Raw genomic sequence first — 24,493 nt, forward strand, 5'->3', positions numbered from 1 at the left:
CGTTGGTCAGTGCCGATGGGCTTCCTCGCTTTGATCTCGCCATGGCCCATTCAAAAGCGCATTCTCGGCCTGCTTGATGCTTGCCATGATGTCTTGGCGGTCATGCCGCGTGGTATTTTCAAGCAGTGCGGTCTCGGCAAGCCGGGTGAGCTGACCCGAAAGGGCCTCGCGCTGAGAAGCCGCCGTGGTGGTGGCGGCCAGGTCGCCCACGATCTCCGCTATGCGGATCAGGATCGCAGGATGGGTCCTACCAGCTTGTCTTATCGGATGGAAAGCGGCCGCAAGCAGGCCGGCGACATCGCTGCGGTCAGCGATAATGCGCGTTTCACCGTCGCTATCCTTGATCACATGTGGTTGGACGTGACGCGCAAAAATCTCCTCGAAGGCCGCCCCCAGCCTCTCGATGACGGCGATCGCCGTAAACGGGTCGTTGGTTCCAGGGGACAGCGCCCTGGTGGCGATCTCGACCAGTTGCCGTATTCCATGTTCGGGATCTTGGGCGGAGGTGCGCTCTGTTCCGATGGTAAAGGCGCGCCGGATGCGCACCCGTAGCTCTTCGTCGGGAGGCGCAGTGCTGTAAATGTCGACATGCTCGCCTTCCCGCAGCAGGTAATGGCCGGCCCGGACTTTTACTGCGATTCGCACATCGGCCTCACAGGCGATCGAAAGCAAATCATCGTAGTCCACCACTTGCACGTAGCCGGCCTTTTCCATGCCCAAGGGCCAACGCAATCCTTGAAGCGGCTGCTTGGAAGCGCTCGCGTCGTTGTCCTGGTCGGGCAGGATATCGTGCAACGTCCCGCGGAACTCCTGCGAGACGGCTTCCACCACATTGTCGGCGATGATCGAACGCGCGATCTTGTGAATATAGAAAAGGAGCGCCAGCAGACAAAGGATGGTTAGCAGGCTCGCCGCCGTGACAGCGAGATGAGGCACGCCGTCCGAGCCAAGGGTTTCATCGAGGGTCCGGAGCACCAGGATCACATAGAGGATCGTACCGATGAACAGCCCCAGGACGGACTGGAGTTGCCGGTCTCCCATGAAGATGGAGATTAGGCGGGGCCCAAGCTGGTTTGCCGCAAGCGTCAGAATTACGAATGTAACGGAGACAACAAGCGAGGTCATCGTCATCAGCCCGGAAAGGAGGCTGCCGAGAAGGTCGCGCGCGGTCCCCGCATTTCCACTGTAGACCCACCAGATGCGGCCGTTGGGACTGAACTGGTGGCCATAGCTGAGCAGCACATAGGCGAGCCCCACGGCACCAAGGGCGAACAGCACAGGCACGGGCCAAAGCTGGCCCCGTAGTAAAGCCAGGAAATTGCGGATGCGGTCCATCCAACCACAACGCCGAAAGGCCGTTCGCGATCCATTACAGGAGGGACGTCAGAGCGCTTTCAGGTCTGAATCTTGCTGCGGAACGGGTCGTCGCGATACTCAAGGATGCCGTTCAACGCTGCGGGCCCGTCAGCCATCAGCACCTTCCTCCTCAGTAGGCAATTCCAGAGGCAATGCGCGACATGCACCAGTAAACGACATCCGGAGATATGCCATTGTGGTTGCCGGTGCGATTTCTGCTACCCTTCTGCCGCACTGCTTAATCAGTTGATAATGGACCACAGTTACCGTCTCCGCCTGATCTGCATCTTGCACGCTGAATACTGGAGACGGGAAATGCCTGACAGGTACCCGACAAAAAAGAGCCGGGCGAAGGATGGCAATTGCTCGTCGGATAATGCAGGCCGACATCCCGATAAGCCCGCGGAGCCCGATCTTTCATTGGGTTCCCAGGAATATCTCCTGCGGGCGCTTATCGATCATGTTCCGGACTACCTGTTCGCAAAGGATACCAGAGGTCGTTTTGTCCTCGCCAACCCGGCCGTTGCGGTTGACCTTGGCCTTTCCGTTGCCGATCTGATCGGCAAGACGGACTTCGATTTGCACCGGCGCGAACTTGCCGAAAAGTTCTTTGCCGACGAACAGGCGGTGATCAGGTCCGGAAAACCCATAATCGATACAGAGGAATTCGTCGTCACGGCCTCGGGACAGAAGAAGTGGTTGGCGACCTCCAAATTGCCTCTGCGCAATCCCGGGGGAACGATCATCGGCGTAGTCGGCGTCTGCCGTGACATCACCGAACAAAAACGGGCAGAAGAGGCCCTGGCCGAAAGCGAGAGCCGATGGAATTTTGCACTCGAGGGCGCGGGACAGGGTGTCTGGGACCACAACGTGAAGGACGGCACCGCATACTTTTCCCCCACGTGGCGGAAAATGCGTGGCATCGGCCTCGACGAGCCGGTGGATCCTTCGCGGGAGGCATGGCTCGCCCGCGTGCATCCCGATGACCGCGAGCGGCTGATAGGTGAGACGGATCAACAGAATTCCGGTAAGCTTCGTCAGAACGCGTTCGAGTATCGAGAGCGGCATCGCGACGGCCACTACATCTGGATCTTGAGCCGCGGGGAACCTGTCGAACTGATGCCGGATGGCAGCGTAGCTCGCATCATCGGAACCGATACGGACATCAGCAGTCTCAAAGCCGCTGAGGCCAGAGCCGCCGAAGAAAAGGAACAAACCTACCGCAGACACTTGGCCGCGCTTGAAAAGGCGCATGAAGCAACTGACGCGGCACACCGGCTGGCCGAATCTTTGGCGCGGCACGATGCCCTTACGGGATTGCCGAACCGACGAGTGTTCGCGGAGACGCTGGAAAATGCGGTCAGTCGCGCCAGGCGCGACTCCGTCAGCTACTGTGTCATGATCGTTGATCTCGACCGCTTCAAACCCGTTAACGACATAAACGGTCACGCTGCGGGCGATGTCGTATTGCGCGAGATTGCGACGCGGCTTGGCGACCTGTCGAGGGCCGGCGACGTCGTAGCGCGTCTGGGCGGCGATGAGTTCGGCATCATAGTTGAATCCGACACTCCTGAACTTGCGACCGAAGCGGCATCAGCCCTCGCCACGCGGATCATCGCCAGCATCGGGCGGCCAATCAGCATAGGCGATCAGATAGTTGAAGTGGGCGCCAGCATCGGCATATCGATCTGCCCGAATGACGGGACGAACTCAGATACTCTGCTGCGGACCGCCGACATGGCGATGTATCGCGCCAAGGAAGAGGGCCGGGGCGCATATCGCTTCTTTGCGCTGAGCATGGAGAACGCCCTGCGCGAGCGCACAGAGCTTGAACAGGATGTGCGCCGTGCGGTTTTGGAGCACGAGATCTTTCCGCACTATCAGCCCCTCATGCTATTGGCGGAGAACCGGCTTGTAGGGTTCGAGATCCTCGCCCGCTGGCACCATGCGACACGCGGCGAAGTGGGGCCGGATGTCTTCATTCCCATCGTGGAAAAGCTCAACCTGATCGATCGCCTGACCTACGACCTGTTGCGGCGCGCTTGCTTGGACGCGCGCGATTGGCCGCGCGATATCACCATCTCCCTCAACATTTCGCCGCTCCATTTCTCCGACCCGCTCCTGCCGGTTAAGCTGCTGTCGATCCTCTCCGAGACCGATTTTCCGCCGCAGCGGTTGGAGATTGAAGTCACCGAAACGTCTTTGGTTGCCGACATCGACGCCGCGCGCGCTGCGCTAGTAGCACTTCAGGATATCGGGATAAAAATATCGCTGGATGACTTCGGAACCGGGTATTCCAGCCTCTACAATCTGCGTGAACTGCATTTTGACAAGATCAAGATTGACCGGTCGTTTATTTCGTCAATGCAAAGCAACGCCGGCAGTGCCAAGATCGTTGGCTCGGTGATCGACCTCGCAAAAAGCCTTGGGCTGCCGGTCATCGCCGAGGGGATCGAGCACTGGCAGGAAATGCAGGAGATCATCAAGCGCGGCGGCGAATACGGGCAAGGGTTTTATTTCGGCAAGGCGATTCCCGCCGGCGAAGCGACGGCCATGGCACAGGGTGGAAGTGCCAACAAGCTGAACCGGGCATGACGATGACGATCGGCGGTCGATCAGCGGCATTCTTCATGTGCTCGATACCGGCTGGTTGTCAATGATCGCGGAAACGGGACCCCGTTTTTTCGTCCAAAAGGGACCCCTTTGACGGGCACGATGTGAGCGCTCGACCGGGTGGAGCTGGTCGAGTTTGCGCAGCCCGGTCGAGTGCGCCTGATTGGCCTTTCGGCTTTAGCTTTGAGAGCGGTTCTTGAAGCGCCAGCTGTCGTTGCCGGTCTCGATGATGTCGCAGTGATGGGTGAGCCGATCGAGCAGTGCCGTGGTCATCTTGGCGTCGCCGAAGACAGTCGGCCATTCGCCAAAGGTGAGATTGGTGGTGACGATCACCGATGTCTGCTCATAGAGCCGGCTGATGAGGTGGAACAGGAGCTGCCCGCCGGCCTGAGCGAAAGGCAGATAGCCAAGTTCATCGAGAATGACGAAGTCCAGGCGACACAGCCGATCGTTGAGCCGCCCCTGGCGCCCGGCCCGGGCCTCGGCCTCGAGCTGGTTGACGAGGTCGACGACGTTGAAGAAGCGGCCGCGCGCGCCGTCACGGATGCAGGCGCGGGCGATGGCGACGGCGAGATGGGTCTTGCCGGTTCCGGTGCCGCCGACGAGGACGGCGTTGCGCTGATGGGCGAGGAAGTTGCCGCCGGCCAGATCACGCACCAGCGTCTCGTTGATCGGTGTGCCGTCGAAGACGAAGTCCTCGATCTCCTTGGCCAGCGGCAGCTTGGCGATCGTCATCTGGTATTTGATCGAGCGCGCCTTCTTCTCGGATATCTCTGCATTGAGCAGGTCGGCGATGATGCGCTGCGGCTCGTGTTGGCGCTTCACGGCGGTTCGAATGATCTCGTCATAGGCCGCCTTCATGCCGAAGAGCTTCAGCGATCCCATGGTGGCGAGAATGTCGGTGCGGTCCATCATACGGCTCTCCTCAATTGATCGTATCGGCTGCAATCTGCCGTGGGTTCATGGTGAAGCTTGAGGCCGGCCGGCGTGGCCATAGTCGGTGGCCGCGCCGTCTCGCGTCGACGCGCCAGGATGTTGAGGATGACATCGGCCGAGCAGGCACCCTCACGCAACGCTTCTGCGCAGGCGGCTTCCACCGCCGGCATGCCGTCGCTCAGCACGGCCGACAGAATGCTCACCATCTGCCGGTCTCCGTCGTCAGAACGGGCAAGCTTGCGGCGTATCCGCTCCAGGCTGCTGGGCAGCATCCAGTCCTTGAAGGGCGCGCCGTTGCGCAGCGCGCCCGGCTTGCGGGCCAGAACCGGCACATAGTGCCAAGGGTCGTAGACGGTCTTGCCGCGGCCAAAGGCGCGGCGATGCTCGCCGACGATCACCCCATCCTGGCGGATCACGATCCGGTCGGCATAGGCCTGGATCTCCACCGGCCGGCCGAGCGCGCTGGCCATGACGGAGTATTTGTTGTTGTCGAAGCGCACCAGGCAGGTCTTCGACACCGAGGCCGGCACGGCGTGGAATCCATCGAAGTGGCCGGCATAGGGCACCAGGCTTGCCCGTTCAGCCTCGAAGGCTTCCCAGACCGTCTGCTCGGGCCGCTCGGAATGGCGATGCGCCTTGGCAAAGACGACGCACTGGTCGAGCAGCCAGGCGTTCAACTCCTCATAGTTCCTGAAGCGCAACCGCGGTGTGAAGAAGCGCCGGCGCACCAGCCCGACCTGGTTCTCAACCTGGCCCTTCTCCCAGCCCGAGGCCGGCGTGCAGGCGACCGGCTCGACAAGATAGTGGCTGCACATCTGCAGGAAGCGGCGGTTGAACTGGCGGTCCTTGCCGACGAAGACGGTCTCCACCGCCGTCTTCATGTTATCGTAGATGCCGCGCGTGCAGGTGCCCCGGAAGAAGGCAAACGCCCGGTCATGGGCATCGAACACCATCTCCTGCGTCTCGCGCGGATAGGCCCGCACGAACAGCATCCGACTGTGGCACAGCCGCACATGCGCAACCTTCACCGTGGTCGTCGCACCGCCCAGCACCACGATCTCGTGGCTCCAGTCGAACTGGTAGGCCTCGCCCGGTGCAAAGCTCAGCGGCACATAGGCGGCGACGGAGGTGCTGCCGCGCTTCTCTTTCCAGGCCTGCGCATGCCGCCAGACCGAACTGTAGCTGCCCTCATAGCCGAGGCCCCGAAGCTCTTCAAAAACCCGCATCAGGGTCAGCTGCTCACGCGATGGCTTCGCCGCATTGGCCGACAACAGCCGCTCCAGCTCATCCCGCCAGGCACCCATGCTTGGCATCGGCTGATGTTTGCGCTCGTAGCGAAACTCCGTCGCCTCCGAGCGCACTACCTTGCGCACCACTTTGCGCGAGACATTCAACTCGCGGCAAATCGCCTTGATGGGCTTCCCATGGACAAAATAGGCACGGCGTATCTTCGCGATCGTTTCCACAACCAACATCCAAAAACAAATGCCTCCGATGACAATCGGAGGCAGTCTGATGCCCCTGTGTCTCAGGGGTCCCTTTTGGATAAAAATTACCCCTCAAACGGGGTCCCTATTCCATGAAAAATCACAGGCTGGTCGCATCCTCTGACTTGGCGGTCTCGAATATGGAGGATTTTCAGTTCATCCATATCGACCCTGATCAGCAGGCCACAACAAAGCGGCGGCAACTGACCGACATCGAAAAGGAGTAGCGGCAGTTCATGGAGCGCCGTATGGGCGCCGATGAAGGTAGCTCGAACTGATCCAAGAAAAGCTAAACACATCACGGCGTCACGAGCAGTACGAAGACTACCTACGGCCGTATCTCGGCGCGTTCGCCGACGAAGGTTTGCACCGCGTAGAGCCTGCCTTCGGCGGATGCGATGCCGAACCCGAAGCTTCTGACGCGCGGATCCAGGATATTGCGGCGGTGGCCTGGGCTCCGCAGCCAGCCGGCATGGAACTCGACGATTTGCTCACTGGCGGTCCGGCAAGCAATGCAACTGGATATGTTCTCCGCAATGATCTCCCAAAGGCCGCCGCCCGCTGCCCGATAGCGGTCGGCCACATCCTGTCCATCGTGCGAACGGTGTGCGTAATAATCACGCCGCGCCATATCCTCGGCGTGAGCTTGCGCCGCCGCATTGAGCGGTTCGGCGAGGCGCAAGCCTGGAAGACCTTCACGTGCTCGCTCCGCATTGACGAGAACGAGGGCCCTTTGCCGCAATCCTTCAAGATTATCGACCGTTTCCAATGGTCTTTGCCGAGGCGCGGCGCAGGCAGCGAACAGGAGAAGAAGGAGCAGCAGCAAAGCCACTCCTCGCCCACGCCCCGAAACTGTGTGCAGCTGATTCACGGGAGTCTGGTATCACGTAATTGTGGCCTGTCCAGCCAGAATGAGCGGCACGTAGTTGGCTGGGCGCAGGTTGAAGACGCGAACGACGAGAAGCTCTTCTGGATTCTGCTGATAGCTCAAACCGATGGTACGGCATACACCTGGAGCGTCTCGCGGACGCCCGCCTCGTCCAGCCGCCGGGTCCAATGGCTGAACCTCTCGGCGAAGCGCGGGTTCTCGGCCAGATCTCCGAAAACACGGACATTTCGCAGAAACACCAACGGATCGGAATCCAGTTCGTTCGCGCGGCGGCGCAGGTCTTCTGCCAGTGGGTCATGGATCACGATCTGGCCTCCCGCTTCGTCAACCCCGCGAAGATATCTCGCCCACAGGGCAATTTCGAGCGCAAAGCCCGACATTTCCTTGCCTGTCGCGAGCGCGTCTCGCAATGCAGGCAAGATGAACTTGGGCTGCCGTTCCGAACCATCGGCCGCGTTACGCGCGATCGTGTCGCCGACCCCAGGGTTGGAGAAGCGGGTCACAACGGCTTCCAGATAATGGTGATAATCCACCTCATCGAGCGGCGGCAGAGTCGGTATCATCTCGCGCTTTTGCAGGACCTGCAGCCAGCCGAGAATGTCCGGATCCGCTACTGCATCATGGATGAAGCGATACCCCAGAAGAGCAGCAGCGTAGGCAATGCAGGCATGAGAGGCATTCAGGATCCTTAGCTTCATCAGCTCATACCGGGCGATATCGCCGGTAAACTCCACCCCGACCTGCTCCAATGGCGGTCTGCCTGCCGAAAAACGGTCCTCGATCACCCATTGCCGAAACGGCTCGCATACGACAGGTGCGGAGTCTTCGATTCCAAACCTTTCCCGGACAAGATCGCGCTCGCGTTGCGTCGTTGCCGAGGTGATGCAATCGACCATGGAGTTGGGGAAGGCGACTGCCTCGGCGACCCAATCGGCCAAGGCCGGGTCTGTCATCCGGGCAAGCCCAGTGACCGCCCGACGAGCGGCAGCGCCGTTGCCCGGCAGATTGTCGCAGGAAAGCACGGTGAAGGGCGGATGTCCTGCCGCCCTGCGCAGGCGCAGTGCCTTCAGGATCATTCCGAACACCGTACTCGGCTGGTCCAATGTTCGGGCGTCTGCCCGGATCTCGGGACGATCACGGTCGAACTGCCCTTCCGCGTCCAGAAAGTAACCGCCTTCGGTCACCGTGAGGGAAATGATACGGATACGGGGATCGGCCATTCCGGCGACGATCGCGTCGGGATCGATGGGCAGAAAGTCGATCATCGCTCCGGTTACACTGGCTGTCGGTCCTTCGGGGTCAAGTTCCACCACCGAGGTCAGCCAGTCCTGCGATGCAAGACTGTCACGCATGACGGCATCGCTGTCGCGAATGCCCGCCCCAACGATCGCCCAGTCGTGGCTTCCGCCGGTCGCGAAGAGACGATCCAGGTAGACGCTCATATGCGCGCGATGAAAGTTGCCAACACCGACATGGAGGATGCCTGGTGAGAGAGCCGCACGATCATATTTGGGCGCGGCGACGTCATTGGGCAGGTTTGCGAGCGTGCCGGCACTGATGCGAAGAGCCATCCCCTGTTCCTCTCACAGGCTCAACAGGCGGTGAAACCGCCGTCGATAGGCAATGACACGCCGGAGATCATCGAGGCGCCGTCACTCAGCAGGAATGCGATAGGCGCCGCTATCTCTTCTTCCGTCGCCCAGCGGCCGAGGGGCATCTGGTTCAGGAACGGTACGCCGATCTCGGGGCGCCCCCAGTAGAATGCCGACATTTCGGTCATGACCACCGTGGGATGCACGCCGTTGACCCGGATTCCATGAGGCCCGAGTTCCAGTGCGGAAACGCGGGTGATGTTATCCAGTGCCGCCTTGGACGAGCCATAGGAAATATGGCCTTTCAACGCGACCAGAGAGGCCTGACTGGACACGTTGACGATCGCGCCGCCCCTGCCAAGCCGGATCATTGTGCGTGAGGCGTATTTGGTGACCAGCAGAGCGCCTCGGGTGTTGACCGAAATCACCTTGTCGAACACGTCTATATCGGTCTCCATCGGCGTTGCGATCTCGCCGCCGAAGCCGCCGCAATTGACCACGCCCCACAAATCAAGATCGCCTATGGCGCCCCGCACATTGTCCTCGGACGTCAGATCGAACGCTACCGTTCGGCAGCCGGTCTCGTCGGCAAGCGCCTTTAGCTTCGTTTCATCGCGGCCGCTGGCGATTACATCGGCGCCCTTGGCGACCAAATGTCTGACAGTTGCCGCGCCGATGCCGCCCGTGGCGCCCGTCAATAAAATGGGGCCTTTGTCGTACGATGCCATTTATGTTCCTCCTCTAGGCAGAAGTTTCTGTGTGGCCGGGCTCAACAGCTCGCACACCTTGCCAATCACCTGCAGATCGAAGGGCTTTTCCGTGTCGATCTCCACGACCGAACCGATGGCAAATGGCTTTGCATGTTTGGTGAGTTCGAACAGTTCGTCGGCGTAGGATGCGGGCGGATGCCCTGCGTGCCGGCCTGCAGTCCGGGCACGATAACGCGCGGCGGCCGTTTCTGGACTCACCCGGCACCAGAGTTCGATCACCCGTTCGATCCGCGCGCGCGCGATGTGATCGCGCAGGACGCTTTCGGGTTGGAACCCATGCCAAGCGTCGATTACCGGCACCAGCCTGTCGGGAAAAGCGGCTATCGTATCGAAAATGGCTTGATAGCTCGCCCGGCCCAGTATCCGATTATGCTCACGGTCGCCCGTTCCCGCATGAACGAAGAGTCCTTCCTTGACCGTATCGAGGCTTAAGGGCACCGCGGCGATGTCTGCGTCGTGAAGTGCCTGAGTCAATCGCGCGCTAACGGTTGATTTGCCGCTTGCTGGCACGCCGTTGACGATGATCGCCTGCCTCATGCCGCTGGTCCCGGTTGCGCGTCGCGCACCGCTTTAAAAGCGCAAAGGCCCGCTCCTATGACACCAGCGTCGTCGCCAAGCAAAGCCGCCTCGACAGGCATCTCGAACCATTTGCTCCGCCGGGGCAACCGTCCAAGCGCACGTGTCATCTCGGATCCAAGCCCGCCGCCGATGATAACAAGGCGCGGATCTGCCACGGCAACAAGGGATTCAATCGCTCGCTGTAGCGGTGCAGCCCACCGGTCGAGGACGGTTGACGCCGAGCGATCCCCGGACCCAGCATGCAGGAAAAGATCCTCCGCGCGGGTTTCGACAGGCAGACCGGTCTCCGCGATCAGGCGGCCAAGCGCCGTGCCTGAACTGAATGTTTCGACACAGCCGGTCCGCCCGCAATTGCACACAGGCCCATCCTTGGCGACGACGACATGTCCAAACTGTCCCGAAAAGCCGCCCCCATACCACGGTGCGCCGTCCTCTAGTGCCGCGCCGCCGATCCCGGTGCCCACGGTTATCATGAAGATCAGCCCCAGCGCGCCTTCGGGGCGTGCCCATCCTTCAGCGATCAACGCCATGGTTGCATCGTTCTCGATCCGGGATGGCAGGCCGGTTCTGTGCGCGATCAGACCGGCTATATCCATTCCTGCGATGTCGAGATAGCCTGCGGATCTAATCTCGCCCGAGTTGCCGTCCACCCTGCCCGGAATGCCGATACCCACCGCGGTGCCACTATCGGTTCGCAGGCCGTCGACCAGGCGCAGCAACTGATCCGCAAAACCCTCCCGGTCCTGTCTGACAGGCTCGATCACGCGCTCTAGCAGCTTGCCTGCCGGACTTATCCGGGCAACGCGGATGCGGGTTCCCCCCACATCCACACCGATGGCCGTTTCAGCCCCGGACGGCATGCTCGTCCAGAACTTTCTGGATTTGGCGAAGCCGATCGCTTGCGATCTGTTCAAGACGGGTCTCATGCGTCTTCGCGTCGAGCGAGATGCAGTCCTTCCACAAAGCACGGCCTGCGATCACACCCGATGCTCCATGATCCATGGCAATCTTCACCTGTTCGATAAAGGTCTCGTGGGCGACGCCCGCCGACAGTACCGCCCAGGGTACGCCGTTGCAAAGCTCAGTGATCCGGCGGCATGCTTCGGCGGTGCCAGGGTAAGGCAGTTTGAGAACCTTGGATCCCAGCTCCAGCGAGATGCGGGCGCAATCGACGATGAGATCCGGGAAGACCTTTGCGTAGTCCGCGTCCGTCTCGTCATCAAGCTGATAGGTCAGGATCTCGACCACCAACAGCACATCTTCGCGTGCAAAATCCGCGATGCATTCGCGAATGATCTGAATGTTGACTTCGTTGGCATCGGGGCGATCAGGGCGCAGATACACCATCAGTTTGGCGCCGGTTCCCCCCAGTTCGCGCACGCGGCGTGCGTCGACGCCCGGCACCAGCTTGGAGATTCGATAGCCGTTCGCGTCAGTATCCCAACCCGAAGCGTCGAGGCCGATCAGAAGCCCGGTGTCACGGGCAAGAACGGCCTCATCGACGACCTTCGGCACGGCACATACCGCGTCGAGAAGTACGCAGGATGCCTTGTTCGCGAGGTGGCGGACGATGCCGGCCTTGACCACGCCCAGGGCGGCCTCGTCGATATTGGCCTGTGCCTCGGGCGTATCGGCCAAAACTTTGCGCATGCCTCCGCGTTGATCGCAGGCAACAACCATCATCAGCCCGTTGTCGCCGCAAATCTGCTGGTAGCCGCGAAGTTCCGAAGTCGTCATTTTGGTGCTCATGCGGATGATCCTCGTTTCAGAGTCCTGGCATGCCATTGGCTGATATCGAGGGAGATAACGTCCTCCGCATTTTCATTCAACAATAATTTACAGAAATATATTACACATAAATGTTGGTGTCGCGCGGTTTTCGATCTCCTCCTAGGCGTTGCTTTCCAGATGGTCCAGCATCAGGCGAGCCACTCGAGTGTCGGTCACGAGTGCGTTGATCATGCCGGACCGTGCTGCGCCGAGGATGGCGCGGACCTTTTCCTTTCCGGTGGCCACGCCGATGCTCAGAGGGATCCGTCGCAACTGATCGCGGCTGATCGCCATGAGATTATCCTGGCCCGGCCACCTGATTTCATGTCCGTTCTCGTCGAAATAGTGTCGTACCACGTCGCCTGCCACTCGATGTGCGTCGTCGCTCTCGAAGCTGGCGCCGCGATTGCTGTTAGCTCGCTGAAAGTCGCCGATACCCAAAATCGCCGCGTCGACTCTTGTCCAATACTTCAGCACTCGCGCGGTGTCGGGGTCCTTCTTCAGCACTGAACGCAGTTCCGCAGAGGCCAGGGAGGGGGCATGAAGAAAGCAGGCGTCACCCTTCATCTGCTCGGCGGCGGTGCGCACGAACTCATTGATCTGAAAATGCGAGGCAGTTTCATGTATTCCTCCCATGGCCGGCACCACGATGACATCCGGTATCCTGGGAAGCCCGGCGGCGATAACGCTCTGAACTGTGCGTCCCCATCCGATAGCGACGACCGATCCCACCGGCAACTCCGCATCGCTTAACAGAGCGCCGACGCTGGACGCCAGCAGGGCGACCTTGTCGCTTTCAACGACCCGGACCGCACGCAGCTTCAATGCGGCACAAAGCTGGTCGCCGATCTCGTCCGCCTCATCCAGATCAACGACATGAATCCGCACAATTCCGTCGTCCCGAGCTTGTGCCAGAAGCCGGGACACTGTTGCGGTCGACACCTGCATACGGCGCGAAACCTCCAATTGCGATGCGCCCTCCAGGTAATGTAGCCTTGCAGCAGTGTGCATCAGGCTGCGGTTCAAAAGCCGAGCGCCCTTGGGGCGTCTGGTCATTGCAGTTCTCCGTGAAATAAATTTCTGGAACTAAATTCTTGCGTCATAACTCGCGGTTGGGCAATATCAAATTCGTCGAACCTGTTTGGTTCGCGGCGGGTGATATTTCCCCGCCATCGGTATTCCGGTTCGGAGGAGCCGGTTCCAAAGGGAGGAATCTTTATGCTAAATCTCATCAGATCGACCGTGTTTGCTGCCGCGCTTGGCGTGACCGGCATGGCGCAGGCCCAGGAAGATATAACGATCACACTTGTTCCGGGCCTGACGACGGATGCCTTCTACATCACCATGAACCGCGGCGCGCAGGCGGCGGCTGAAGCACTTGGCATCACGGTCGACTTCCAAGGTGCGGAAGAATTCGATCCTGTTCTGCAAACGCCGGTTCTCGATGCGGTCATCGCCCGCCAACCCGATGCGATCCTTATTGCGCCGACTGACAGCGTGCAGATGATCGAGCCGCTGCGTCGTGCCCACGATGCCGGCATTCCGGTGATCACCGTTGATACCTTTATCGGCGATGGAAATTACCAGGATGGTGCGGGAGACGGTGACTTTCCGATCTCCTACATCGCGTCGGACAACATTGCCGGCGGTCGGATGGCGGCTCGCTTCATGGCCGAACAGATCGGCGGAGAAGGCAAGGTCTACGTCTCCAACGTGCGTCCGGGCATCTCAACAACCGACCAGCGGGAGGAAGGTTTCAAGGCCGAAATGGCCGAGAACTACCCTGACGTGGAAGTGCTCGAGACACAGTACAATGAGAACGACGCATCGCTGGCGGCATCACAGTTCCAAGCCGTTTTGGCCCGCAATCCCGACATCGCGGGTGTGTTCGGTGCGAACTTGTTCTCGGCACTCGGGGCAGGTAACGGCGTTGAAGGCGCGCAGAAATCCGAAGACGTGACGGTTATCGCATTCGACGCACCTAAGAGCATTGTGGACAATATCTCGTCCGGCGTGGTCGATGCGGCAATCGCACAGCATCCGGCGGAGATCGGCTATTATGGCGTTGTTACCGCCTATGCCGTTCTGACAGGCCAGTCGGTGCCGACGTCCATCGGGACCGGGTTCACCGTCATCGACGCCGACAATGTGAACGACGAGGACATCGCCAAGTTCATCTATTCCGAATGAGGCCGAACTCGATGTCGGAGAATAATGGGACTTCATTTTTGAAGTCCCTACTCAACGCATGGTCGTGGCTGTTCCTGATCCTCATCCTCGGCTTCTTCGAACTCTATGCGCAGATGGAAACGGGCAACACGTTCCTTTTCCGTGTCTACACGCTTCAATCGATTGCCGTCGCCGCGTCGCAGATCCTGCTTCTCGCGCTAGGCCTGACGCTGGTGATCGTGGCGGGGCATATCGATCTTTCCATCGCGTTCACTACCGGGTTCTCTGCGGTCGTCATGGCGCTGGTCATTCGCTTCTTTGGGCCGGAGGGCGGCTGGTTGATTGTGATCCTTGCGCTTGGTGTCGGGCTCTTGGCTGCAATCGTGGTGGGGCTCATCAACGGCTGGCTTGTCGCTTTCATCAACGTGCCGAGTTTCATCGGCACTCTCGGCACCTACGGTATCGCCCGCGGCGTCGCGTTGATCGTGGCGGGTGGTGCAACCGTGTCGATCCGCAGCGATGAGGCGCGCGAGATCGGTAACGGCATAATCCTGGGCTTTCCGATCCCGGTACTGATAGCGGCCGCCGTGGCGATTGTTTTTAGCTATTTGCTGACCCACACGAAGTTCGGCGTGCATACCTATGCTCTCGGCGCAAACAGAGCATCGGTCGAACGGGCCGGGGTGGACGTCAAGAAGCATCTGGTCATTCTCTTCGTCCTTTCGGCGCTGACCGCCGGCATAGGCGGGCTGATCTACACGGGCCGATTCTCGGCCGGTGCCGCCAATGCAGGTGAGCCAATCCTGCTTTATGCCGTCGCGGCCGTGTTTATTGGCGGCGCGTCCCTGACCGGAGGGCAGGGTACGGTGGTCGGCACGGTGATTGGCGCGATCATCATCGCGGTGATTCAGTTCGGCCTCGTCTTCTCAGGCCTGCCGCCCTACTGGCAATTCGTCGCCGTTGGGCTGGTCATCATTGTCGCCGTGGTTGTCGATCAGTCCAGAGATCGGCTGACGGGGGTGAGTTCATGACGCCACTCCTCAGCGCAAAAGGGTTGAAGAAGCGGTTCGGAGGCAACGAAGCGGTCAAGGACGTCACCTTCGACGTCAATGAAGGCGAATGTGTCGTGCTTGCCGGCGACAACGGTGCCGGGAAGTCCACGGTCATCAAGATGATCTCGGGCGTCTACACGCCGACCGAAGGCGAGGTGCACTTCGACGGGGGAAGGCTTACCGGAAAGTCGGCCGAAGCTATTCGAACCGCCGGAATCGAGACAATCTATCAGGACCTGGCCTTGGCGGATAATCTCGATCCCGGATTGAACCTATATCTCGGGCGGGAAAAGACCAGGCGGATTTTAGGACTCCCGTTCCTGGCGCGCGAAGAGATGCGGCGCGATGCGGTCAACGTGCTTCAGAGTCTCGGCATCGTCGTACCGGACCCGACGGCGCCGGTTCGCGAAATGTCAGGCGGACAGCGGCAGGCAATCGCCATCGCACGCGCGATCCATTGGCAGGCAAAGCTTGTCATCATGGACGAACCGACGGCGGCGCTCGGCGTGCCCGAGCAGCGCGAGGTTATGGCGCTGATCGAGCGGATGAAGTCGAAGGGCGTGGGAATCATCTTGATCTCGCACAACCTGCCGGACATCTTTGCCGCCGCTGATCGCATCATCGTGCTGGCCCGCGGCGTCGTTGCCGGAGAACGCCGTCCATCGGAGACGAATGACGAAGAAATCGTCCGGATGATGATGGGCGCCACGTTATGAGGCCTCCTCCCGCTTGAGGGCGCACGCGCTCGCGCCTTCGGTCCTCAAGGCGCGGGAGCCTTTGAAGGCATATTCCACTGTTGATTGAAACGTGCCGTGACATGCTGAATAGGCCAACGCTCTCATGACCAAGATTTTGACAGTCGGAGAAATACTCGTCGAGATAATCGCTGCCACCAAGGGTGACGGGTTTCGGGAAGTTCAACCGCTGACGGGCCCATATCCTTCCGGCGCACCAGCGATCTTCGTTGATCAGATCGGCCGCCTGGGGTTCGAGGCAGCGATCATTGGTCGTGTGGGCGAAGACGATTTCGGCCATCTCAACATCGCGCGGCTGGCGGCAGATGGAGTCGACGTTTCCGGAGTAGATGTGGCTGCGGGCGAGGCGACTGGCTGCGCATTCGTCCGCTACCGGCCCGATGGAGCGCGCTCTTTCGTCTATACGCTGGATGGAAGCGCCACTGCGACCCTGGCTTTGACTGAAGCGGGCGAAGCCTTGATGGGTAGCTGCGGGCATATCCACATCATGGGAACTGCCCTGTCAGTCCCGGGTATGGCCGGGATCGCGCTTCAAGCCGTCGACCGGGTGAAAGCGCGGGGCGGCACGCTGAGCTTCGATCCAAATATCCGCGCTGAGATGCTGAACAAGCCGAGCCTTCAGGAAAAGCTTATGGGCCTGATCGACCGCACGGACATCTTTCTGCCTTCGGGCAACGAGCTATTCCACTTCACGGAAGCGGCCGACGAAGAGGGGGCAGTACACGAATTGTTGTCCCGAGGGATTGGCGAGATCGTGATAAAAAGGGGTGACAAGGGCGCGACCTACTTCGCCCCCGGCGCACATCTCGACGTGACAGCCCATACGGTTGAGGAGCGTGATCCCACCGGGGCCGGCGATTGCTTTGGTGGAACCTTTGTAGCGCTGCGACTGGCAGGCGAGCCTCCCGAAACTGCGCTGCGCTATGCAAATGCCGCCGGGGCGCGAGCCGTTACCGAGATCGGGCCGATGGAAGGGGCTTCCACCCGAGCCGAACTCGAAAGGTTTCTGGAAGACGCGGAGGCCCGGCGATGAGCGCGCATCCCCTTTCCGACATCGCTCACTGGCGCGCAAGGCCGGGACCCTCGGGCCTGCCGTCGGTCTGCAGCGCCCATCCGCTGGTGCTGGAAGCGGCGATGCGTGCGACACTTCCGGCAGATCTGCCTCTTTTGATTGAAGCAACCTGCAACCAGGTCAATCAGGATGGCGGCTACACGGGCATGACCCCTGCTGACTTCCGTGCCCGTGTCGAGACAATTGCGCAGATGGCGGGTTTTCCGGTCGAACGGGTCATCCTGGGTGGTGATCACCTGGGTCCAAACCCATGGAAGTCGCTGCCGGCGGCGCAGGCGATGGACAAGGCCGATGCTATGGTTCGCGCCTATGCTGCCGCTGGCTTCACAAAGCTGCACCTCGATTGCTCGATGGGCTGCGCGGGGGAGCCGGCATCCCTCGACAACGTCACGACATCACGTAGGGCGGCCCGGCTGGCGGCAGCGGCGGAGGAGGCTCTGCCAGGCGGCGACACGCCCGCGCCCGTCTATGTTATCGGCACAGAGGTGCCGATCCCCGGCGGCGCGATGGAGGAGTTGGGCGTTCTGGAGGTGACAACAGCCGCCGCTGCGACCGAAACGGTATCTGCCCACAAAAAGGTCTTTGTGGAGGCGGGGCTGGATGATGCCTTCGCGCGGGTTGTCGGTCTGGTCGTTCAGCCAGGTGTCGAGTTCGGCAATCACAATGTGGCCGACTATGATCCCGCTGCTGCACGCGAGCTGAGCGCCGCTCTGGCCGATCTGCCCGGTCTTGTATTCGAGGCACACTCCACCGACTACCAGACCCGCAAAAACCTGTCCGCTTTGGTTTACGACGGTTTTGCAATCCTCAAGGTCGGCCCTGGCCTCACCTTTGCGCTGCGCGAGGCGCTTTACGGTCTCGATGCTATTGCGACAGAACTTGTGCCGGAGGGCAGGGACCGGACGCTTCGCCAGGTTATGGAAACGGTCATGCTGGCTGATCCGTCGCATTGGGGCAAGTACTATGAGGGCGATGCGGAGGCGCGGCGGCGTCTGCGGCATTTCTCCTACAGCGACCGCATTCGGTACTATTGGCCGAATGCAGAAGCCGAGGCGGCCGTCGCGCAGCTCTTCGATCTTTTGAACGAGCGGGACATTCCGGAGCCGCTGATCGGCCAGTATCTGGGCCACCTGTTCCCGGCCGTCCGAGCTGGCGAGATTTCGCGACATTCGCGAGCGCTCGTTCTGGCTTCTATCGAATTGGTGGTGCAGGATTATATTGCGGCATCTTTCGGGGTCCATCGCGAGGCGGGAGCCGCTCCGTCGAGGATGCGCGCAGTGCCGTTCTCGCTACAGAAGCCCCAATCCTGATTGTGGTCAAAGAAGTTGGAAACGAAGACGCAGCGGGCTCTTGTACAATGAATGATCACGCCGCCGCCGATCCTGCTCCATGTCGGAGATAAGTTTCGCTTGGCACCCAAGCGCAAGAATGAGGAAGTTCAAACATAAGCATCCTCCCTTTTCCGCGAAATTGGCTCAAACGCCTGGAGGTACGAGCTATGCGCAGGTGGGGATCATTTGTGCTAAGCTGCGGGCATGGAGATCGACACCGATAAGATCGACGACGCGGTTCTGGCGCTGTTGCGGCTGACGCTGCATAACGAGCGGTGCGCGTGGAAGAGCTTCGATTGGAATGTCACCGACCGTCTTCATGAGAAGGGACTGATTGCCGATCCGGTGAACAAGGCAAAGTCGTTGGTCCTGACGGACGAGGGCTTGCAGCGGTCGGAGGAACTGTTTCGGGAGCTGTTCACGCGGCCGAGATAGGCGGCTATTCGGCTTTGCCGCGAGACATTGTCCTGGGCCTGCGCGTCCAGCGTCGGCCGAGCTTCGTAAGTGCCTCTTCGATCGCAGCGCTATCGACAGCAGTCGGATCGAAGGTTTCTTCGCCCCACCATTCCACCGTCTCCCGGCGGCGCTCGTGGTCGGGATCCGTCATCGCCTCGAGGAACTCCTGATATCCCCACGGACCGCCGACATCCTCCGGTGGGCAGCGGCCGGCGGCGTCGATCAGTCGCGGATAAACGAGACCTGGAACTGCAGTTCCGATGCGCTCGATTCTGATTGAGTGCTCCCATCCGTCACCGAAGTCGTAGATGTAGCGGAACGACTTGGCGCCCGTGTCTTCGATGGCATCGAGGAGCGTCGTCTTGCGTGCGTCAAGCGGACCGTCGAAGCCCCAGTCGGGATCAGGTATGCCGAAGCCGATGTCGCGGATGCGAAACTCGTAAAGGTGACTGTCGGTCCAGCCAACGGCATGCTGGATGACGATATGCAGGCGGTCCAACCGCAGTTTCAGTGGAACTTCGAGCCGCCGCATGACGGCCGGTTCGACGTCGTCAAGGACGATCTTGATGCGAGCAATTGCTGTCGATGCCGTCATGCCGCCACGCGTTCGCTTAGGTACACTGATTTATGGCCGAAATTCGGGGGCCGTGGCCAGGACAATTGCTCACAAGTACCCAAGAATCTGATGATGGAAGCGCTGAAGCCCCTTCTCGTTGCGACGATGCGCGGCCGGCCGCTACTGCGCCGGCTCCGCCGGCTGCTGCGGAACCGCATCCATTGGCTGCGTCTGGTCCATCCCTGCACCGCCTTCCGGCGGCCGCCGCCTGTTTGATCAGTTCGCCGCTTCACAGAAACGACGAGCGGCGGCGCCTGCGGCGGCCGCTACGGACCCACCGGAGACATCTCGCAGAGGTGCAGGTGACAGTCCCGGCACAAGGGAACAAGCGTCGGTTGTCGAGATTGGTAGTCGGGGCCGCAGGCGGGCGCAGCCAGGAGACGGAAAATGGCGAAGGAAAAGAGGCTGGACGACCTTTATTACGATGCGCTGAAGGATATCTACTACGCGGAACGAAAGATACTGAAGGCCTTGCCCAAAATGGCGAGAGGTGCCCAGTCGGACCAATTGAAAGTTGCTTTTGAAAAGCACAAGGATCAGACGGAAGGTCATGTCGAGCGCCTTCAGAAGGTGTTCGAGATTCTTGGCAAGCGTGCGCAGGGAAAGACGTGCGACGCGATCGAGGGCATCATATCGGAGGGCGAGGAGATCCTCGAGGAGTTCAAGGGAGCGCCGGCGCTCGATGCCGGCCTGATCGCTTCGGCACAGGCGGTCGAGCACTATGAGATCACCCGCTACGGAACACTCAAGCGCTGGGCACAGACGCTCGGAATGAAGGACGCGGCCAAGCTCCTGGACGAGACGTTGCAGGAGGAATCTCAGACCGACGAGAATCTGTCGAAGTTGGCCGAGACGGCCGCAAATCAACATGCCAAGGCAGCATAAGGTTTCATAAACGGAGAACCCCGCAACTTCGGCTGCGGGATTCTCGCACGACCGTCGCCAGCTACGAAGTTATGTCATCGGAAGCGGAGCAATTGCTACATCGGTGTCTGCTGTGCACTGATTTGCGAGCGCGCAGGATCGTGCCCACTGAGGTGGTGTAACTGACGGCTTGGTCGCCGTGCTCTCCGGCAGGGCCGGAATGATCAGCGTGCCACAGCCGGCAGGCTGATGAGCGGATCATCGCTCATCTGGCTGATGGTCTCAAGCGTCATGTATCGGGCCCGCTGCACGGCCCATTCATCATTCTGTTCAAGCAGCAAGGCGCCGACGAGGCGGACGATGGCGCCGTCATTGGGGAAGATGCCAACGACCTCGGTGCGCCGCTTGATCTCGCCGTTGAGCCGCTCGATCGGATTGATCGAGTGCAGCTTGACGCGGTGCTCCTTGGGGAAGGTCATGTAGGCCAGCACGTCGTGCTCGGCCTCGTCCATGATGGCGGCGAGCTTCGGCACCTTCGGGCGGATCTGGTCGGCGACGGCGCGCCACTGCAGGCTTGCGGCCTCGGCCGTCTCCTGGGCGAAGGCGGTGGCGATGAAGGCCGAGACGACGCGGCGGCCGCTCTTGCCAGCATGGGCGAGCACGTTGCGGGCGAAATGAACCCTGCAGCGTTGCCAGGTGGCGGACAGAACCTTGGAAACCGCTGCCTTGATGCCTTCGTGAGCGTCGGAGACGACCAGCTTGACGCCGCGCAGGCCGCGCCGCGTCAGCTTGCGCAGGAACTCGGTCCAGATTGGCTCGGCTTCCGACGTGCCGACCTCCATGCCGAGCACCTCGCGGCGGCCATCACTGTTGACGCCGACGGCGATGATGACGGCGACGGAGACGATGCGCCCGCCGCGGCGCACCTTCAGATAGGTGGCATCGACCCAGAGATACGGCCAGTCGCCCTCGATGGGTCGGTCGAGGAAAGCCTTCACCTTGCCGTCGATCTCCTCGCACAGCCGGCTGACCTGGCTCTTGGAGACACCGCTCATGCCCATCGCCTTGACCAGGTCGTCGACCGAGCGCGTCGAGATGCCCTGGATATAGGCCTCTTGAATAACAGCCGTCAGCGCCTTCTCGGCCATGCGCCGCGGCTCCAGGAACGAGGGGAAATAGGACCCCTTCCTGAGCTTCGGGATGCGCAGCTCGACCGTGCCGGCCCGCGTCTCCCAATCGCGGTCGCGATAGCCGTTGCGCTGGGCCGTGCGCAGCGGGTTCTTCTCGCCATAGCCAGCGCCGGTGGCAGCGCCAACCTCCATCTCCATCAGCCGTTCGGCGGCAAAGCCGATCATCTCGCGCAGGATATCGGCGTCAGGGGTCTTCTCTACGAGCGTGCGCAGGTTCATCATGTCGTTGGTCATCGGTGGTTCCTTCGAATCAAGTTGGTGTGAGCAACCCGACCCTACCGGAGAACATCGATGACCACTGCTCGCCGCTCGCTCGCTACAGCGCTGTTGAGGGCGCGCTCGCGAGCGGCTTCGTCACCGCCGAGCTACACCACTCAGCGGGGCACGACCGCGCGCAGTTCCCAAAGACGGCTCCTGACGCATCGGCCCGTTGCTGCGGTGCCGACAACTTGGAGCCTTGCCGCAATGTCCTTCCTCAGGGGTTCCACGGGCGAGACCGGGGAGCTCTAGCCCGATGCCGGCCATCTTGCCGCTCGGCGTCCATTTACGTCTTTTCACGGATGGCCAATTCCGTCGACAGAACTCGTTTCCGTGGCGTCCAGGTGAGGACGACCACCAAGGCCTCCGGTACACAACCGCCGCTACGCCCGTTGCCATCGTGGTTCCCGCGTCTACCTCAGTTCCGGAGTATGCTCAGCTGCCGGCTTCGCACCACTCTCGGCCATGGCTGGCAACCCGGTGAGGGCGGAGATGAGCAGTGGGGTCGACAGAAGCGCTGTGAACCTGGTCATCATGACTATTTCCCCTCCTCGTTTGGGCCTCCTGTACGAACATGGTTTCTCGGCTGCTATCATGAGCAGTCGAGGATATCCGCCGCAGCAGATTGCGGCCAATCGCGATAGCCGCGGTTTGCACGTTGGGGCCCGAAGAGCCGCGCGCGGAATCTTCAATCTTCAGGCAGGGCGTAGACGGCCAGCTGGTCGCCTACCTGATCCTTCAGGATCGGATTGCCGCCGGCGGCGAAGGCCACATATTGGCGGCCCTGATATTCATAGACAGCCGGGTTGGCGACGGCGGGGGCCTCGACCTGATCCGACCAGAGCTCCTCGCCGGTCTCGAGCGAATAGGCGCGTACCTTGGCGTCCATCGACGCGCCGATGAAGATCAGTCCGCCGGCCGTGACCGCCGGGCCGCCGATGGTGGGTGAGCCCATGGATTCGGGCATGTAGAAGCCGTATTTCTGCGACGCACCCACCGGCCCGCGCCACTTGATATCGCCCGTCGTCATGTCGATGGCCGCAAGTTCGCCATAGGGCGGCTCCCAGCACGGCATGCCGAGCCAGTTCAGCGCGTTCCTCAGCTGCATGCCGTAGGGCGCTCCCTCCTGCGGGTGCAACCCCAGTTCGGCTACCTCCCTTTCTTCCTTCAGTTCCTCGAATTCCTCGCGCGGGATGAGCTCTATGTACTGGGCGACGTGCGAAAAGTTGACGATCGCCGTTTGGCTCTCGGGGTCGAAGGCGACCCCGCCCCACTGCACGCCACCGGCGGAGTCGGGATAGGTGTAGGTGCCTTCGCCCCTCGTCGTAGGCGGCGTATACATGCCCTCGTACCAAAGATCATCCCACAGCCGCGAGCACCCGCCGAAGCCGACGATATCGGCGATCGTCCAGATGTCGGCCTTCTCAGCCTGGTCAAGCAGCGGCGGGGGCTTGGTCGGGAAGGGCTGGGTCTGGGCATAGACCTCGCCCTCCACCGAGCCGTCGCCGGAAGGTACCGGGCGCTCCTCGATGGGCCAGACGTCTTCGCCCGTCCTGCGGTCGACGACGAACAGGAACGCCTGCTTCGTGGCCTGGATCAGGGCGGGAATCTCCTCGCCGTCGACGGTGATGTCGACGAGGGTCGGGGCGGCGACGGTGTCGTAGTCCCAGAGATCGTGATGCACCCATTGGCGCGACCAGACCGGCTCGCCGGTCGCGATGTCGAGGGCGGTGGTGGAGGTGGCAAATGGAATGGGCTCGGTGCGGTTGCCGCCCCAGTAGTTGGGTGAAGGGCTCGCCACCGGCAGGTAGACGAGGCCGAGACCCTCATCCACCGACATGGCGGTCCAGACGTTGGCTGTGCCGGTCTGGTCCCACATCTCGCGCGGGATCGTCTCGAACACCCACTGCAGCTCCCCCGTCTCAGGGTCGACGGACAGCACGTTGCCCGGCGGCGTTTCGGCATGCTGCCAGTCGGCGCCCGCCCAGCCCATGATCACGTGGTCGCCGGCCACAGTGGGCGGCTGCAGCAATGAGAAGGGGAAGGTGGTGTTGGTGGTATTCCACTTGTTGACGTTAAGAATGCCGCCATCGGCAAACCCTTCGCAAAGTTCGCCGGTGTTCGCGTCCAGCGCGTAGAGCCGCGCGTCCATGGTGCCGAGATAGACGATCTTCTGGCATGGCTCGCCCGCAACAGGGCTCTCTGCCTCCCAATAGGCGACGCCGCGGTTCTTGAGCGCCGGCTGGCTGAGGGCTTTGAGCGTCGAAGCGGAATCGAACGACCATTTCTCCTCGCCTGTCGCCGGGTCGAGCGCGATCACCCTGTAGAAGGGCGTGCCGAGATAGAGCGTATCATTGGCGAAGACCGGGGTGGCCGACCAGACTGTCTTGGGCAGTTCGCCGGAGCCGTCGGAGACATCGCCGGTGTGGTATTCCCACGCCAATTCGAGCCGACCGACGTTCGAGGCGTCGATCTGGGTCAGCGGGGAATATTTCTGCGCGTTGAGCTGGCCGTGGAAGGTGTTCCAGACAGGTTCCGCGGGCACGAGGGGCGCATCGGGATCGGCGATCCGCCGCTCCGGGGCAGTCGTTTCCGGCTGGTCGCCGGCTTCCGTGGCAGGCCGGGCCTCCTCGGAAGCGGCGGGGTCCTCAGGCGGCGACTGCTGCGCAAGGGCAGGGGATACTGCGGCTGCGCCCATGAAAAGAGCCACGACGGTGCTCGGGATTCCTGCGGACAGG

At 61.2% G+C, this 24,493-nt stretch carries 21 protein-coding genes; 8 read left to right on the forward strand and 13 right to left on the reverse strand.

Annotated elements, in window-relative coordinates; translation table 11 throughout:
• Window positions 1-6: 6 nt before the first annotated feature.
• The gene (locus tag NTH_RS13285) at window positions 7-1,335 is read right to left on the reverse strand and encodes a DUF2254 domain-containing protein (protein WP_338530458.1); all 1,329 of its coding nucleotides are present in this window, start codon (window positions 1,333-1,335) and stop codon (window positions 7-9) included.
• Between the two features lie 336 nt (window positions 1,336-1,671).
• On the opposite strand from NTH_RS13285, the gene NTH_RS13290 reads away from it, so the two are divergent.
• Window positions 1,672-3,951: a sensor domain-containing protein gene (locus NTH_RS13290; RefSeq protein WP_338530459.1), complete on the forward strand. Its 2,280-nt coding sequence runs from the start codon at window positions 1,672-1,674 to the stop codon at window positions 3,949-3,951.
• 195 nt (window positions 3,952-4,146) lie between these two features.
• Here NTH_RS13290 and istB read toward each other — a convergent pair whose 3' ends face one another.
• The 9 genes from istB to NTH_RS13335 form a co-directional block, all read right to left on the reverse strand.
• Window positions 4,147-4,884 carry an IS21-like element helper ATPase IstB gene (gene istB, locus NTH_RS13295; protein ID WP_422392347.1) on the reverse strand — a complete coding sequence of 246 codons (738 nt, stop codon included), beginning with the start codon at window positions 4,882-4,884 and terminating at the stop codon, window positions 4,147-4,149.
• Entirely contained in the window at window positions 4,881-6,380 is a 1,500-nt protein-coding gene (gene istA / locus NTH_RS13300) for an IS21 family transposase (RefSeq protein ID WP_338528863.1), read from the reverse strand. The genes istB and istA overlap by 4 nt, the downstream gene beginning before the upstream one ends.
• Before the next feature lie 340 nt (window positions 6,381-6,720).
• Window positions 6,721-7,263 carry a CAP domain-containing protein gene (locus NTH_RS13305; RefSeq protein WP_338530460.1) on the reverse strand — a complete coding sequence of 181 codons (543 nt, stop codon included), beginning with the start codon at window positions 7,261-7,263 and terminating at the stop codon, window positions 6,721-6,723.
• Window positions 7,264-7,379: 116 nt separating this feature from the next.
• Entirely contained in the window at window positions 7,380-8,852 is a 1,473-nt protein-coding gene (locus NTH_RS13310; RefSeq protein ID WP_338530461.1) for a mannitol dehydrogenase family protein, read from the reverse strand.
• Between the two features lie 20 nt (window positions 8,853-8,872).
• Window positions 8,873-9,601, reverse strand: coding sequence for an SDR family oxidoreductase (locus NTH_RS13315; RefSeq protein WP_338530462.1), 729 nt, complete (start codon window positions 9,599-9,601; stop codon window positions 8,873-8,875).
• Window positions 9,602-10,180 carry an AAA family ATPase gene (locus NTH_RS13320; protein ID WP_338530463.1) on the reverse strand — a complete coding sequence of 193 codons (579 nt, stop codon included), beginning with the start codon at window positions 10,178-10,180 and terminating at the stop codon, window positions 9,602-9,604.
• Window positions 10,177-11,082 (reverse strand): ROK family protein, encoded by a 906-nt coding sequence (locus tag NTH_RS13325; protein ID WP_338530464.1) that lies wholly within the window; start codon window positions 11,080-11,082, stop codon window positions 10,177-10,179. Before NTH_RS13325 ends, NTH_RS13320 begins: the two co-directional genes overlap by 4 nt.
• Window positions 11,066-11,971, reverse strand: a complete 906-nt coding sequence (locus tag NTH_RS13330; protein ID WP_338530465.1) for a tagatose-bisphosphate aldolase — start codon at window positions 11,969-11,971, stop codon at window positions 11,066-11,068. The genes NTH_RS13325 and NTH_RS13330 overlap by 17 nt, the downstream gene beginning before the upstream one ends.
• A gap of 141 nt (window positions 11,972-12,112) precedes the next feature.
• Window positions 12,113-13,048: a sugar-binding transcriptional regulator gene (locus NTH_RS13335; protein WP_338530466.1), complete on the reverse strand. Its 936-nt coding sequence runs from the start codon at window positions 13,046-13,048 to the stop codon at window positions 12,113-12,115.
• Between the two features lie 162 nt (window positions 13,049-13,210).
• Between NTH_RS13335 and NTH_RS13340 the strand changes: the two genes are divergently transcribed.
• The 6 genes from NTH_RS13340 (at window position 13,211) to NTH_RS13365 (ending at window position 18,806) form a co-directional block, all read left to right on the forward strand.
• The gene (locus tag NTH_RS13340; protein ID WP_338530467.1) at window positions 13,211-14,182 is read left to right on the forward strand and encodes an ABC transporter substrate-binding protein; all 972 of its coding nucleotides are present in this window, start codon (window positions 13,211-13,213) and stop codon (window positions 14,180-14,182) included.
• A gap of 11 nt (window positions 14,183-14,193) precedes the next feature.
• The gene (locus NTH_RS13345) at window positions 14,194-15,192 is read left to right on the forward strand and encodes an ABC transporter permease (protein WP_338530468.1); all 999 of its coding nucleotides are present in this window, start codon (window positions 14,194-14,196) and stop codon (window positions 15,190-15,192) included.
• Window positions 15,189-15,929, forward strand: a complete 741-nt coding sequence (locus tag NTH_RS13350) for an ATP-binding cassette domain-containing protein (RefSeq protein WP_338530469.1) — start codon at window positions 15,189-15,191, stop codon at window positions 15,927-15,929. The genes NTH_RS13345 and NTH_RS13350 overlap by 4 nt, the downstream gene beginning before the upstream one ends.
• 124 nt (window positions 15,930-16,053) lie before the next feature.
• A complete protein-coding gene (locus tag NTH_RS13355; RefSeq protein WP_338530470.1) occupies window positions 16,054-17,001 on the forward strand; it encodes a tagatose kinase in 948 nt (315 codons plus the stop codon).
• Window positions 16,998-18,350 (forward strand): D-tagatose-bisphosphate aldolase, class II, non-catalytic subunit, encoded by a 1,353-nt coding sequence (locus NTH_RS13360; RefSeq protein ID WP_338530471.1) that lies wholly within the window; start codon window positions 16,998-17,000, stop codon window positions 18,348-18,350. Before NTH_RS13355 ends, NTH_RS13360 begins: the two co-directional genes overlap by 4 nt.
• A gap of 225 nt (window positions 18,351-18,575) precedes the next feature.
• Window positions 18,576-18,806, forward strand: coding sequence for a DUF6429 family protein (locus tag NTH_RS13365; RefSeq protein ID WP_338530472.1), 231 nt, complete (start codon window positions 18,576-18,578; stop codon window positions 18,804-18,806).
• Window positions 18,807-18,810: 4 nt separating this feature from the next.
• Here the strand turns inward: NTH_RS13365 and NTH_RS13370 are convergent, their stop codons facing one another.
• Complete coding sequence (locus tag NTH_RS13370) at window positions 18,811-19,422, reverse strand: plasmid pRiA4b ORF-3 family protein (protein WP_338530473.1); 612 nt, start codon at window positions 19,420-19,422, stop codon at window positions 18,811-18,813.
• 408 nt (window positions 19,423-19,830) lie between these two features.
• Between NTH_RS13370 and NTH_RS13375 the strand changes: the two genes are divergently transcribed.
• Window positions 19,831-20,328: a ferritin-like domain-containing protein gene (locus NTH_RS13375; RefSeq protein WP_338530474.1), complete on the forward strand. Its 498-nt coding sequence runs from the start codon at window positions 19,831-19,833 to the stop codon at window positions 20,326-20,328.
• A gap of 203 nt (window positions 20,329-20,531) precedes the next feature.
• On the opposite strand, the gene NTH_RS13380 is transcribed toward NTH_RS13375, so the two are convergent.
• Both NTH_RS13380 and NTH_RS13385 read right to left on the reverse strand, forming a co-directional pair.
• On the reverse strand, window positions 20,532-21,731 hold the full coding sequence (locus tag NTH_RS13380; protein ID WP_338530475.1) for an IS256 family transposase: 1,200 nt from the start codon (window positions 21,729-21,731) through the stop codon (window positions 20,532-20,534).
• A gap of 712 nt (window positions 21,732-22,443) precedes the next feature.
• The gene (locus NTH_RS13385; RefSeq protein WP_338530476.1) at window positions 22,444-24,453 is read right to left on the reverse strand and encodes a pyrroloquinoline quinone-dependent dehydrogenase; all 2,010 of its coding nucleotides are present in this window, start codon (window positions 24,451-24,453) and stop codon (window positions 22,444-22,446) included.
• Between the last annotated feature and the right edge of the window lie 40 nt (window positions 24,454-24,493).

This window comes from Nitratireductor thuwali (assembly GCF_036621415.1).
In the GTDB taxonomy this organism is placed as follows: Bacteria; Pseudomonadota; Alphaproteobacteria; order Rhizobiales; family Rhizobiaceae; genus Chelativorans; species Chelativorans thuwali.